At 60.4% G+C, this 13318-nt stretch carries 10 protein-coding genes; 8 read left to right on the plus strand and 2 right to left on the minus strand.

Annotated features, from left to right (window positions below; all coding sequences use genetic code 11):
- The first annotated feature begins 18 nt into the window (after positions 1-18).
- The 3 genes from araD1 (at position 19) to GCM43_RS20145 (ending at position 3470) form a co-directional block, all read left to right on the plus strand.
- Positions 19-1011, plus strand: coding sequence for an AraD1 family protein (araD1, locus tag GCM43_RS20135; RefSeq protein ID WP_152247625.1), 993 nt, complete (start codon positions 19-21; stop codon positions 1009-1011).
- Complete coding sequence (locus GCM43_RS20140; RefSeq protein WP_152247627.1) at positions 1008-2585, plus strand: aldehyde dehydrogenase (NADP(+)); 1578 nt, start codon at positions 1008-1010, stop codon at positions 2583-2585. The genes araD1 and GCM43_RS20140 overlap by 4 nt, the downstream gene beginning before the upstream one ends.
- 105 nt (positions 2586-2690) lie before the next feature.
- Positions 2691-3470 carry an SDR family NAD(P)-dependent oxidoreductase gene (locus tag GCM43_RS20145; RefSeq protein WP_152247629.1) on the plus strand — a complete coding sequence of 260 codons (780 nt, stop codon included), beginning with the start codon at positions 2691-2693 and terminating at the stop codon, positions 3468-3470.
- Between the two features lie 14 nt (positions 3471-3484).
- Here the strand turns inward: GCM43_RS20145 and GCM43_RS20150 are convergent, their stop codons facing one another.
- Positions 3485-5092, minus strand: a complete 1608-nt coding sequence (locus tag GCM43_RS20150; protein WP_152247631.1) for a type VI lipase adapter Tla3 domain-containing protein — start codon at positions 5090-5092, stop codon at positions 3485-3487.
- Between the two features lie 39 nt (positions 5093-5131).
- Positions 5132-7483, minus strand: a complete 2352-nt coding sequence (locus tag GCM43_RS20155) for a T6SS effector phospholipase Tle3 domain-containing protein (protein ID WP_152247633.1) — start codon at positions 7481-7483, stop codon at positions 5132-5134.
- A gap of 231 nt (positions 7484-7714) precedes the next feature.
- Between GCM43_RS20155 and GCM43_RS20160 the strand changes: the two genes are divergently transcribed.
- The 5 genes from GCM43_RS20160 to GCM43_RS20180 all read left to right on the plus strand — a co-directional run bounded on the left by GCM43_RS20160 (position 7715) and on the right by GCM43_RS20180 (position 13304).
- Positions 7715-8677, plus strand: a complete 963-nt coding sequence (locus GCM43_RS20160; protein WP_152247635.1) for an ABC transporter substrate-binding protein — start codon at positions 7715-7717, stop codon at positions 8675-8677.
- Between the two features lie 20 nt (positions 8678-8697).
- Complete coding sequence (locus GCM43_RS20165; RefSeq protein WP_226929583.1) at positions 8698-10224, plus strand: sugar ABC transporter ATP-binding protein; 1527 nt, start codon at positions 8698-8700, stop codon at positions 10222-10224.
- A 29-nt stretch (positions 10225-10253) separates the two neighbouring features.
- The gene (locus GCM43_RS20170) at positions 10254-11297 is read left to right on the plus strand and encodes an ABC transporter permease (RefSeq protein WP_152247810.1); all 1044 of its coding nucleotides are present in this window, start codon (positions 10254-10256) and stop codon (positions 11295-11297) included.
- Complete coding sequence (gene yjfF, locus GCM43_RS20175; RefSeq protein ID WP_152247639.1) at positions 11294-12268, plus strand: galactofuranose ABC transporter, permease protein YjfF; 975 nt, start codon at positions 11294-11296, stop codon at positions 12266-12268. Before GCM43_RS20170 ends, yjfF begins: the two co-directional genes overlap by 4 nt.
- Positions 12269-12362: 94 nt before the next feature.
- On the plus strand, positions 12363-13304 hold the full coding sequence (locus tag GCM43_RS20180; protein ID WP_152247641.1) for a LysR family transcriptional regulator: 942 nt from the start codon (positions 12363-12365) through the stop codon (positions 13302-13304).
- Positions 13305-13318: the final 14 nt, after the last annotated feature.

Consider the following 13318-nt stretch of genomic DNA (forward strand, 5'->3'; position numbering starts at 1 on the left):
CAAGCGAGAGAAACTGACATGCTGCTGATTCAATTCAAGGATGAAAACGCAGGCCGCCTGGTCGGCCTGCTGCAAGACGACGTGATCCGCGTCATCGACGGCTACAGCACCACCTACGCGCTGGCGCGTGAAGCGATTGCCAAGAAGGTCGGCATCGCCGAGCTGGTCAACGCCAACGTCGGTAGCGCAACCCATTCGTATGCAACCGTGGCCGCAGCCGGGCGCGTGCTGCCACCGCTCGACCATAGCGACGAAGCGCACTGCTACGTCACCGGCACCGGCCTGACCCACCTGGGTAGCGCCGGCGCACGTGACGCCATGCACAAGAAAATCGGCGGCGATGCCGAATCCTTGAGCGATTCGATGAAAATGTTCCGCCTGGGCGTGGAAGGCGGCAAGCCTGCCAATGGCACCGCCGGCGCCCAGCCAGAATGGTTCTACAAAGGCGACGGCTCGATCGTGCGCGCCAGCGGCCAGCCGCTGGGCATGCCCGACTTTGCGCTCGACGGCGGCGAGGAGCCGGAAATTGCCGGCCTGTATGTGATCGGCGACGATGGCCAGCCTTACCGCGTCGGCTACGCCATCGGCAATGAATTTTCCGACCACGTGACCGAACGCCAGAACTATCTGTACCTGGCGCACTCCAAGCTGCGTGCCTGCAGCATCGGCCCGGCCTTGCTGGTGGGCGAGCTGCCGGAACATATCGATGGCGCCTCGCGCGTACTCGATACCGATGGCAAAGTCCGTTGGGAGAAAGCATTCGTCAGCGGTGAAACCAATATGTCGCACACCATTGCCAACCTGGAACATCATCACTTCAAATACCCGCTGTTCAAACGCGCGGGCGATGTGCATGTACACTTCTTCGGCACGGCGACCTTGAGCTTTGCCGATGGCGTAAGCGTGGCACCGGGTGAAACCTTTGAAATCGAAGCGTCGGCCTTTGGCCCTGCCTTGTCAAACCGCCTCGAAGTCTATCCTACCGAATTTGCGAAAGTGAGCACACTATGAGTTTCAATATTACGGGCGAAGCACTGATCGGCGGCGCCGCCGTCAAAGGTAGCGGCGCTACCTTCGAAGCCTGGGACCCTGCTGCGCGCGCCCATATCGCGCCGTCGTTCCAGACCGTCGACGAAGCCCAGATCGATGAAGCCTGCCGCCTGGCCGAAGCTGCATTCGATCCATACCGTTCCATCAGCGACAACGCGCGTGCCGACTTCCTCGACACCATCGCCGAACAAATCCTGGCCCTGGGCGACGAATTGATCGTGCGCGCCATGACCGAAAGCGGCCTGCCGCGCGTGCGTCTGGAAGGCGAACGCGGCCGTACCGTGGGTCAGCTGAAACTGTTCGCCGGCCTGCTGCGCGAAGGTTCGTGGACCGACGCCCGCCTCGATACGGCCCTGCCGGACCGCACCCCGCCACGCCCTGATCTGCGCCTGCGCATGATCGGCCTGGGTCCGGTCGCCGTGTTTGGCGCCAGCAACTTCCCGCTGGCCTTTTCGGTTGCCGGTGGCGATACCGCCTCGGCACTGGCAGCCGGCTGCCCGGTGGTCCTGAAAGCCCATCCGGCCCATCCTGGTACTTCGGAGCTGGTGGCGCGCGCCATCGTCAAGGCGGTTGAAATCTGCAAGCTGCCAGCAGGCGTGTTCTCGCTGCTGACCGGCATCGGCAACGACCTGGGCCAGCAACTGGTGGCGCACCCGGCCATCCAGGCCGTGGGCTTTACCGGCTCGCGTGTCGGCGGCATCGCCCTGATGAAGGTTGCAGCCAACCGTCCACAACCGATTCCTGTCTACGCCGAGATGAGCAGCATCAATCCGGTGTTCGTGCTGCCACAAGCGCTGGCCGCGCGTGGCGCCGCCATTGCTGCCGGCTTTGCCGGTTCGCTGACCATGGGCGTGGGCCAGTTCTGCACCAATCCTGGCCTGGTGCTGGGCCTGGAAGGACCTGAATTTACCGCCTTTGCCGCGGCTGCTGCCGAAGCGCTGGCGCCAACCCCGGCAGGCACCATGCTGACCGCCGGCATCGCCACCAGCTACACCAAGGGCGTTGCTGCACTGGCAGAACATGCTGACGTGAAATCGCTGGTGCAAAACACCGGTGAAGAAGGCAAGGGCGCCGCCGCCCTGTTCGTGACCTCGGGCGACGCCTTCCTGGCCCGCCACGACCTGCGCGACGAAGTCTTCGGCCCGGTCTCGCTGCTGGTTGCCTGCCGCGATATCGACCAGTTGGTGGCCATTACCGAAAGCCTGGAAGGCCAGCTGACGGCCACGCTGCAAATGGACCAGGGCGACCTGGACGATGCGCGCCGCCTGCTGCCGGCACTGGAGCGCCGCGTCGGCCGCATTCTGGCCAACGGTTTCCCGACCGGCGTGGAAGTATCGACCGCGATGGTGCATGGCGGCCCGTTCCCTGCAACCTCGGACGGCCGCAGCACGTCGGTCGGCACGGCCGCGATCAACCGCTTCCTGCGCCCGGTGTCGTACCAGAACCTGCTGCAGGACCTGCTGCCGGAATCGATCCGTGACGGCAACCCGCTGGGCATCTGGCGTCGCAAGGATGGCGTGCTCGGCAAGGAATAAGCCGCCAGCAGCCAACTCATTTTTTAGAAAGCTGTGCGCCGTGGTCGGTCGACCGCGCCGCGCAGCTTTTTTTCGCGCTTGCGCGTTGGAAAACAGGAGAACACGATGGAAAAAACAGTCAAACAGCTGGCGCGTTATGCAAGCCTGGAGGGCAAGCGCGTCTTTATTACGGGTGGCGGCACCGGCATAGGCGAGTCGCTGGTGGAAGAATTTGCGGCGCAAGGCGCGCTGGTGGCGTTTGTCGATATCGCGCGCGAAGCGAGCGAGGCGCTATGCCAGCGCCTGCAGGCAGACGGCTTGCCGGCGCCGCTGTTTCGCTACTGCGACATTACCGATATCGCCGCGCTGCAGACGGTGATGGCCGAGCTGGCAGCCGAGCTGGGCGACTTTGACGTGCTGGTCAACAACGCCGCCAACGACCAGCGCCACCAGGCCGAAGACGTGACCGTCGACTACTGGAACGAGCGCATCGCGATCAACCAGCGTCCAATGTTCTTTACCTGCCAGGCCGTACTCGAAGGCATGAAGCGCCGTGGCGGCGGCTCCATCATCAACGTCAGCTCCATCTCGTGGCACATGAAGGCGGGCGGCTATCCGGTCTACGCCACCACCAAGGCCGCCGTGGTGGGCCTCACGCGCGGCCTGGCGCGCGACTATGGCGCACACCATATCCGCGTCAATACCGTCACCCCAGGCTGGGTGATGACACAGCGCCAGATCGACTTGTGGGTCGATGATGCCGCCGAGCAGGAAATCAAGAAAAGCCAGTGCCTGCCAGCCAAGCTGATGCCGCAGGATATCTCGGCCATGGTGCTGTTTCTGGCGTCCGACGATGGCGCCATGTGCTCGTCGCAGGAGTTTATTGTTGATGCCGGGTGGGTTTGAGCAGGCGCGCAGGCTCAGTTTTCAGGATAATTAGCCAGATCGATGACTGGCCTGCCGCAGTGGGCAAACACGTCGCCGCCCTGCGGATGTTTTTGCGTCTTGCGCTGTTGGTCTGATGGTGGACTGATCAAGACGATCGATGCCTCCTGTTCGTTGCGCAGGTTGATGACCGCGCTGACACCGCCATCGCGATAGCTGCCCATGACGCCGATACCCATTTGTACGAATAGCGTGGCGGCGCCGGTGTTGCCCAGGCGGCGGTCGGTATCGATCCATTGCGCCGGATTGTTGCTGTCGAGTTCAGGACCGCCAGCTTGCGCATGCTGTGTCATCGTCTTGTGCAACGCGATCAGTTGTTGTGTGTTGTTGCCTGTGGCTGCGACCAGGCGCGCCGGTGCAGCCGGGCGCAGCGCCTCGGGCAGCTTGTCCAGCGCCTGCTGCCAGCCCGCCTGTAAGGCATGCTCGCGCTGGTCGCGACGCGTCAAGGGCGCGCCCTGTTCATCGCTGAAGCGAACAAAAGTGGGACGGTGGATAAAGCCCAGTGTCGGCAGGCGGTCGAGTTGCGCCAGTTGCTCCTTGTTGAACGGCAAGGGAAACCATGGCGTGGGCTGCCAGTCTTTGGGTGGAAAGTAGGTCTTGGGATTGAGTTTGTCGAAAATGCTGAAGCTGCCGGTGCCGCGAATATCGGGGCGTTGGGCAAATTGGGCAGCAAATGGAAGCCATTCTTTTACCAGTGGTGGACGGCCTACCGGAGAATCCATATCCGGTCGAGGGAGCTGGCGAGTCAGTTCGTCATAGGCTAGAAATAGGCGTCGCGCGACCCCATAGTTGTTAAGATCGTCAACGCTGTCTTCCGGTGGGGCGTCGTCATAGGCAAATTTACGTACCGCATCAATGCGCTCGCGGCGTGCCAGTATGAATAATGCGGATGCGTCAGGTATTTCTGGAATGTAGTGGCCATTCCTGACTAGCGGCGGGGTCTGGTCGGGACGATATAGATCGCGGGTTGACATGCTGTCTTCCGAATTGAGGACTACGTAGGGCACATCTGGATGTGCATCAAAAAAAGCAAACACATCTTCCAGAACGCGATCAGGGTGCTCACTGAATCGTCGCTGACCTATGATAAAGAGATGCCAGTGCAATCCGGAGGAGGCTGCACCGCCTGCCAGGCCCATGAGTGGAGCCTCAGGCTTGTCTGTCATGCGGGAATTGAAGACTGGCGGTTCGGCATCAAATACGGGCACAGCGAAATACATGGGTGTCTGCGAGGCACCATTTTCCAACGTATCCCCACCGCGTCCGCCGGAAATGCCTGAGCGCTCCATTTCATCCCATGGATATTTCTCCTTGTCCTCTTCGCGAATACTTGTATACGCGTTACCTTTTTGAAGCGCGTCCCATAGTTTCCCCTGGCGATATTGATCCAGGGTCACGCCCATGCCAATTACCTCCAGAACATATTCTCGCTGTGTCTTGTGATTTGTACCTTCTGGTTGCCCGACGCTCGTCTGCAGCACCGCTTTCTGTGCACCCAACCAGCGGCATCCGACTAAGATGGCCGCAATAATTGGAGGAATCAGTAAAAGCCAGTGCAGGTGCTGCCATATCTTGCCGCTCATTACATGCTCCGTTCTTGGAATGAATGGGTTAGATCGTGTTTACAGCGGGATGTCGTCACTTGGACGATGCGTTTTCGGAACTACCACCGAGTTAGTTCGTATGCCATTGCTTGTTTCACATACGACAGTGGACGGCAGGCCAGTACGCAGTCCAGGCACGCAGCCTGGCAGTACGCCGGAACTGTAATAACGGGCATTACCCTGGATTATTTGTTTTCGCTCCAACGGTTCTGCAGCCCAATAGACGCCAAATTGCGCAAGGAATTTTTCCCATTTCAGTACCGAGGGCCGCTCTGGCGCCAGTTTGTTCTCCTGCAAGCGCCAGTCCGCCACCGCACATAAATATCGGTAAAACCTGGGATCGCTCGATGCCTTGCCACCGCCGATGGCCACGTCATATGCAGTGACGTTACGGTGGTTGTCTGCATTGCCGATAATGGCGCCATGAAACGATTTGGGGCTGATTTCATGCTGCCAGCGCAGCCGCGCTTCGTTCGGGGATTCGTAGGCATCGATAAACAGGGCCTCGGCGCAGTCGGGGCATCGCTTGACCAGCTTGAGCTTGCGCCAGTCATCGGGCGACTTGCCGCGGTTGAGGGCCTGTTCCACTTGTTCGCGCGCATCGAGACTGAAGGGCCCGTAATGCGAACCGGGATTGATCGCACCGAATCCGAACGAGGGCTTGCGCTCTTGTGGCGAGCGTGGATCGTTAATGATCTCGCGCGGGCGCAGGCGCAATCCGGCCATGCTGGAAATGGCAATCGCAGCATCGATGGGATCGACATCTTCGCATGGCCCTTGCTGATCCTTGGGTAGCCTGGCCTGGCTGGAGGAGGCAGGAAACTGCGGCGCATCGATTTGTCCGCCATCGAGCACGGCGGCAACTGGCTTGGGCAAGGCTTCGCCAGTGATGCGGCGCAAGCCTTTGCGACGGCGCTCTTCAGTTGAAAAGATATTCCATCTGGAATGCTTGACCGGTGGCCACGGCGCCTCTTCATGCCTGCTGCGGTGGCTGCGATTGGCACCGGCGGCGTGGGCGTGGTCGTCTTCATCCTCCAGCCGCAGTGCGTAGTTGTGCGGGGCCTGGCCGACCAGTACTGGGCCAGCCTTGCCGCTGGCCGGATCGATACGTTGCTTGTTGGTGAATACGCGCTGGAAGAAACCGGCGCCGATGTCCTGCAACGGCTGGCGTCGCTGGAAAATGGACTTCCATTGGACAGGGATTTGCTCGAATATGCCCAGACTCTTTTCTTTTTCGGTAGCCGATAACGCATGCCCGCCGATAAAATCCGGTATGCCCTGCCAGCCTATGCCCTGCATATTGCCCAATGCCACAGTCATGTCTTCCGGGCAGAAATACAGATAGACTTTGCCGCGGTTATCGCGGTCCTGCTCCGCCTTCCAGCTATTGCCCGCCATACCGTGGCAGATGGTGTCGTCGGTGATGCGCGCAAAGGCTGGCACACCGTGTTTCTTGCTGACCACGCATTGCACGATCTGCGCCAGTGTCTGCAGGCGCGCGTGCAGGGTCTGGCGTGCGTGTATCTGGTAATACTGATTGTTCATCACCGCGTCCTTGCCGCCGCCAAAGATGCTGCTTGATTCCACCGCACCAAAAAACATGCTGGTATCCTCTACCAGGCTGTAAGGCGGATGCGTGAGAATCAGCGTGTCGGCCGGGCGCTGGCCCGCGTCGAACAGAAAGGCCTGGGCCAATAGTGAAATCAGGCAGCCCTGGCTGTGAGCGACAATCGACACTGCATCGTTTTTGTCGTAGTCGCGGATCATGGCAATCAGCGCGGCAAGGCGTTGCGCCGCCAGCACCATATACATGCGGCCCGGCGCCGTCATCAGGGGCCGCACCGGATCGCCACCCTGGTCCAGCGGAGAGAACAGGCCGCGGTTCCACATGTCTGGCAGGGTATTGGTCGCGTTGCCGAACGGGCCACCGTTCTTGGCCATGTCCTTGTCGAGCCGGTTGCCGTAACGGTCCGTAGTCTGGCCATTGACCATTTTGCTGGCCTTGCTGCGTTCGCGGTAGCCCCAGTAAAAAGGAATGACCGGACTGTTCGTTTCTTCGTCCAACTTGCGCTTGAAGAAAACGGCGTCAGGATCAGTTTCAAGTTTGCTTTTGTCGCCAGTGTCTGGCAGCCGATAGCTGGCCGGGCGCAGAATCCTGGCACCGGCATACATGCGTGCATTGAGTCCCTGACACATGCCTTGCTCCACTGCCGCAAAACTGGTGCCGACATCGTTGACGCCGTGAATCACGATGATATTGCCGGGCAGTTCGCGGCGAATTGGCACCGTGGCCAGGTTTCCCGGTGGTCGCTCGCATAGCAGCAGCGCTCTTTCGCTGGCAATTACATAGGGAATTTTAGGATAGGGCATCAATGCTCCTGGTGATCGGAGAGGCCAGTGTACGAGCGTGCAGACAGAGTTTTCTTGTGTTGGCACAACAGTCGCAGCGATATGCTGCAGTTGGAAAAAGCAGCGATACGCAAATCGGTATCACTAGCGAAAAAGAATTGATTGGATGGCACTTTTGCTTTCTCCTACCATGGGCTCATAAAAACACCCGTCGCCGCATCCTGCGGTGAAGGAAAAACCAAGGAGATCACCATGAAATTGACACGTCGCACCATTCTCGCCAGCGCCATGATGCTGGCCCTGTCGGCTACCACTTCCGCTTTTGCTGCCAAACCGCTGGTCATGGGTTTCTCGCAAGTGGGCGCTGAAAGCGAATGGCGTACTGCCAATACCGTGTCCATCAAGGATGCCGCCAAGAAGGACGGCGTCACGCTGAAGTTTGCCGATGCGCAGCAAAAGCAGGAAAACCAGGTCAAGGCCATCCGTTCGTTCATCGCGCAAAAAGTCGATGTGATCGCTTTTTCGCCGGTGGTTGAATCGGGCTGGGATACCGTGCTGCGCGAAGCAAAAGCTGCCAAGATTCCCGTGATCCTGACCGACCGCGCTGTCAACGTGACCGACAAGTCGCTGTACGTGACCTTTATCGGTTCGGACTTCGTCGAAGAAGGCCGTCGCGCTGGCCAGTGGCTGATGGAATACGCCAAGAAAAACCCGGACACCCCGCTCAATATCGTCGAGCTGCAAGGCACCGTCGGTTCGGCACCTGCCATCGACCGCAAGGAAGGCTTCCAGGAAGTCATCGGCAAGAATCCGAAGCTGAAGATCATCCGTTCGCAAACCGGCGACTTTACCCGTGCCAAGGGCAAGGAAGTCATGGAAGCGTTCCTGAAGGCCGAAGGCAAGAAAATCAACGTGCTGTACGCCCATAACGACGACATGGCCATCGGCGCGATCCAGGCGATCGAAGAAGCGGGCATGAAACCGGGCAAGGACATCATCATTATCTCGATCGATGGCGTCAAAGGTGCGTTTGAAGCGATGATCGCTGGCAAGCTGAACGTGACCGTCGAGTGCAGCCCGCTGCTGGGCCCGCAACTGATGTCGATCGCGCGTGACGTGGTGGCTGGCAAACCGGTGCCTAAGCGCATCACGACGGAAGAAGGCGTGTTCCCGGCCGAAGTCGCCGCCAAGGAATTCCCGAACCGTAAGTACTAAATTTGTCGATGACTACGCAAGTGAATCACACTGCCGCGCCAGCTCCCTTGCTGGAGTTGCGCGGCATCAGCAAGTCGTTTCCTGGCGTGAAAGCCCTCAGCAATGTGGGACTGAACCTGTATCCGGGTGAAGTCCACACGCTGATGGGCCAGAACGGCGCCGGGAAGTCGACGCTGATCAAGGTGCTGACGGGCGTCTATACGCCCGACAGCGGTCAGATAATGCTCGATGGCAAGCCCATCGCGCCCACCTCCACCTCCGACGCGCAGTCGCTGGGCATCAGCACGGTGTACCAGGAAGTGAACCTGTGCCCGAACCTGTCGGTGGCGGAAAACATCTTTATCGGACGCTATCCGCGCCGCTTCGGCGCGATTGACTGGCGCAGCATGCAGCGCCAGGCGCAGGCCTTGCTGCAGCAGTTGCAGATCGATATCGATGTCACTGCGCAGTTGTCCAGCTATCCGCTGGCGATCCAGCAGATGGTGGCCATTTCGCGCGCGCTCAATATTTCGGCGCGCGTGCTGATCCTCGATGAACCGACTTCCAGCCTGGATGAAGCCGAAGTCAACCTGCTGTTCTCGGTGCTGCGCCGCCTGCGCGAGCAGGGCATGGCGATTCTGTTCGTGACCCACTTTCTCGACCAGACCTATGCCATCTCCGACCGCATCACGGTGATGCGCAACGGTGAGCGCGAAGGCGAGTATGCGTGCAGCGAACTGTCGCGCCTGGCTTTGGTCAACAAGATGATCGGCGTGGCAGCGGACACCGAAGCGCTGGCCGACGACCTGGTGCACGACGCCGGCGCCGTCACCTTCGGGCCGAACCTGCTCGAAGCACAAGGGCTGGGCCGCAAGGGCGCACTGACGCCGACCGACTTTCATATTCGCGAAGGCGAACTGCTGGGCCTGGCCGGCTTGCTGGGCTCGGGCCGCACCGAACTGGCGCGCCTGCTGTTTGGCGCCGACAAGGCCGATACCGGCAGCATCCGCATGCAGGACAAGGCGCGAACCTTTGCCGTGCCGCGCGATGCGATTGCCGCCGATATCGGTTTCTGCTCGGAAGACCGCAAGCACGAGGGCGCCATTTTGTCGCTGTCGGTGCGCGAGAACATCATCCTGGCACTGCAGGCACGCACCGGTTTGCTGCGCGCCATTCCGTTCAAGCGCCAGCAGGCGCTGGCCGATGAATACGTGAAGGCGCTGGGCATCAAGACGGCCAGCATCGAAACACCGATCGGCAGCCTGTCCGGCGGCAACCAGCAGAAAGCCCTGCTGGCGCGCTGGCTGGTGACCAATCCGAAAATGCTGATTCTCGACGAGCCCACGCGCGGCATCGATGTGCGCGCCAAGCAGGAAATCATGAGCTATGTGAGCAAGTTGTGTCGCAAGGGCATGTCTATCCTGTTTATCTCGTCCGAGTTGCCCGAGGTACTGCGTTGCAGCGACCGCATCGTGGTGATGCGCGACCGCAAGGCTTGCGGCGAATATGCGCGCGGCGAGCTTGACGATACCTCGGTGCTGCAGGTCATTGCCGGAGACGCCAATTGAGTACCTCCACACCGGCCGGCGCAGCGCGCCTGGCTTCCACCACGGATGCTTCCATTTTGCACAATGTACTGGTTCACCCGCTCAGCCGCCCGATCGGGGCGCTGATCCTGCTGCTGCTGGTGGCTTTCTTCACTATACCGGGCTTTTTTCATATCGAGATGCGCGAAGGCCATCTGTACGGCAGCGTGATCGATATCATCAACCGCGCGGCGCCCTTGATGCTGGCGGCGCTGGGCATGACGCTGGTGATCGCCACGCGCGGCATCGATATTTCGGTCGGCGCCGTGGTGGCGCTGTCCGGCACGGTCGCAGCCATGCTGATCGGCGGCACCATGGTGATGGACAACGGCGTGCCGACCTACGTCAGCAATATGCCGATGGGCTGGGCGCTGGCGGCCGCCATGGGCGCAGCACTGCTGTGCGGCGCCTGGAACGGCGTGCTCGTTGCCGGCCTGGGCCTGCAGCCGATTGTCGCTACCCTGATCCTGATGGTGGCCGGGCGCGGTTTGGCGCAACTGCTGACCGATGGCCAGATCGTCACCGTCTACTACAAGCCGTTTTTCTTTATCGGCAGCGGTTATCTGTTCGGCTTGCCATTTTCGCTGTACCTGGTGGCGGCCGTGTTCATCATTACCGCCTTGCTGATGAAGAAAACCGCGCTGGGCCTGTTTATCCAGTCGGTCGGCATCAATCCGGTCGCAGCGCGACTGGCCGGCATCCGCACCGCCACGCTGATCTTTTTCGTCTATGTGTTCTGCGCGGCCTGCGCGGGTCTCTCGGGCCTGATGATCAGCTCGAACATCAAGAGCGCCGACGCCAATAACGCCGGCCTGATGCTCGAACTGGACGCGATCCTGGCCGTCACGCTGGGCGGTACCTCGCTGGCCGGTGGCAAGTTCAGCCTGGTGGGCAGCATGATCGGCGCGCTGATTATCCAGACCCTGACCTACACGATTTACTCGCTGGGCGTGCCGCCGGAAGTGAACATGGTGGTCAAGTCGGTGGTGGTGTTCCTGGTCTGCCTGTCGCAATCGTCGGAATTCAAGCAATTGCTGCATCGGAGAAAAGCATGAAGGGCCTGCTCCATACCCCGTATTTCACCTCGCTCGTCACCGTGCTGCTGCTGGTGGTGATGCTGGGCCTGGGTGGCGCTGCCTATCCGGGCCTGCTGTCGACCCAGGTGATCTTCAACCTCCTGATCGATAACGCGTTCCTGCTGGTAATTGCCGTTGGCATGACCTTTGTGATCGTCTCGGGCGGCATCGACCTGTCGGTCGGCTCGGTGCTGGCGCTGTCGACCATGATCGCGGCCTGGCTGCTGCAGGTGGCGCACTGGCCACCGTTGCTGGTGATTGCCACCGTGCTGGCGCTGGGCTGCGTGTTTGGCGCCAGCATGGGCGCGATGATCCACTACTTCAAGTTGCAGCCGTTTATCGTCACGCTGGCCGGCATGTTCCTGGCGCGCGGTCTGTGCTACCTGATCAGCATCAACTCGATCACTATCGACGATCCGCTGTATGTGGCCATGTCGCAGACGCAGTTGCCGGTGTTTGGCGGCTTTGTCTCGCCCGGCGTGGTCATTGCCGTGATCACCTTGCTGGCAGCGATCTGGCTGGCGCACGCCACGCCATTCGGCCGCGCCGTGTATGCAATCGGCGGCAACGAACAGTCGGCGCTGATGATGGGCTTGCCGGTCGGGCGTACCAAGGTGCTGATCTATGCGTTCAGCGGCTTTTGCGCTTCGCTGGCCGGCGTGCTGTTCTCGTTCTACATGTTGTCTGGCTATGGTTTGCATGCGCAGGGCACCGAGCTTGACGCGATTGCGGCGGTGGTGATCGGTGGCACTTTGCTCAGTGGCGGTTATGGCTACGTGGCCGGGGCGCTGTCGGGCGTGATGGTGCTGGGCACTATCCAGACCCTGATCGCGTTTGACGGCACGCTCAGCTCGTGGTGGACCAAGATCGTGATCGGCGGCCTGCTGTTCGTGTTCTGCGTGGTACAGCGCCTGATGGCGATGGGGCAGAAGGGCAACAAGCCGGCCTGATGCAACAATTCGTTGGGGTTTGCGGGTGTTATGTCGATATCAATAGTGTCGATACTCAATATTTTTTGATATCGAACATGATATGATTTTGCGCATGGATACTCTCAACCCCAACTGGTTCTTGCGAGCCCGCCTGAAGACCCGGCAATTGCTGTTATTGATTGCCCTGGACGACCAGCGCAATATCCATCGCGCGGCCGAAGAGCTGCACATGACGCAGCCGGCCGCCTCCAAGCAGATCAAGGATCTGGAGGAAATGCTGGGCGTGCGCCTGTTTGACAGGCTGCCGCGCGGCATGGAGCCGACCATCTACGGCGAGACCATGATACGCCACGCGCGCATGGCCTTAACCAGCCTGTCGCTGGCGCATGACGATATCGTGGCGCTCAAGTCGGGCCTGACCGGCCAGGTGGAAGTGGGTATCATCATGACACCGGCCATGGCGTTGCTGCCGCGCGCGATTGCCCGCATCAAGCAGCAGGCGCCGCTGATGCGCATCAGCGTACATCTGGAAAACAGCAACACGCTGATGGACATGCTGCAGCACGGCAAGCTCGACTTCATGATCGGGCGTATCCTGGAAAAGGAAAACAGCACCGGCCTGATTTACGAAGAGCTGACCGAAGAGCCTGCCAGTGCAGTGGCGCGCAACGGCCATCCGCTGATGTCGCGCAAGAATCTGCAACTGAAAGACCTGGCCAGCCAGCCGTGGATATTGCCGCAGCACGGCAGCATCCTGCGCCACCGCTGCGACATGATGTTTCGCCGCGCCAGCCTGCCGCCACCGATCGACGTGGTGGAAACCACCGCCTTGCTGCTCATTACCTCATTGCTGCAGCAGACCGACTCGATCCACGCCATGCCCACCGAAGTGGCGCGCTACTACGAGTCGCTCAATGTGCTGAGCATCTTGCCGATCGAACTGCCATGCAAGATGGACGCCTTTGGCATTATCCGCCAGCAGGATCACCTGCTTTCGCCGGGCGCCGATATGCTGTTGAAAGCGGTTAGGGCGGCGGCCAGCGATATGTATTGAAGCATTGTCGGCTT

This window comes from Janthinobacterium aquaticum, from assembly GCF_009208565.1.
Lineage (GTDB): Bacteria > Pseudomonadota > Gammaproteobacteria > Burkholderiales > Burkholderiaceae_D > Janthinobacterium.

Excerpts from the sequence above, each read along its gene's own strand:
- araD1 (WP_152247625.1), top strand. The coding sequence starts at position 19 with ATGCTGCTGATTCAATTCAAGGATGAAAACGCAGGCCGCCTGGTCGGC.
- GCM43_RS20140 (WP_152247627.1), top strand. The coding sequence starts at position 1,008 with ATGAGTTTCAATATTACGGGCGAAGCACTGATCGGCGGCGCCGCCGTC.
- GCM43_RS20145 (WP_152247629.1), top strand. The coding sequence starts at position 2,691 with ATGGAAAAAACAGTCAAACAGCTGGCGCGTTATGCAAGCCTGGAGGGC.
- GCM43_RS20150 (WP_152247631.1), bottom strand. The coding sequence starts at position 5,092 with ATGAGCGGCAAGATATGGCAGCACCTGCACTGGCTTTTACTGATTCCT.
- GCM43_RS20155 (WP_152247633.1), bottom strand. The coding sequence starts at position 7,483 with ATGCCCTATCCTAAAATTCCCTATGTAATTGCCAGCGAAAGAGCGCTG.
- GCM43_RS20160 (WP_152247635.1), top strand. The coding sequence starts at position 7,715 with ATGAAATTGACACGTCGCACCATTCTCGCCAGCGCCATGATGCTGGCC.
- yjfF (WP_152247639.1), top strand. The coding sequence starts at position 11,294 with ATGAAGGGCCTGCTCCATACCCCGTATTTCACCTCGCTCGTCACCGTG.
- GCM43_RS20180 (WP_152247641.1), top strand. The coding sequence starts at position 12,363 with ATGGATACTCTCAACCCCAACTGGTTCTTGCGAGCCCGCCTGAAGACC.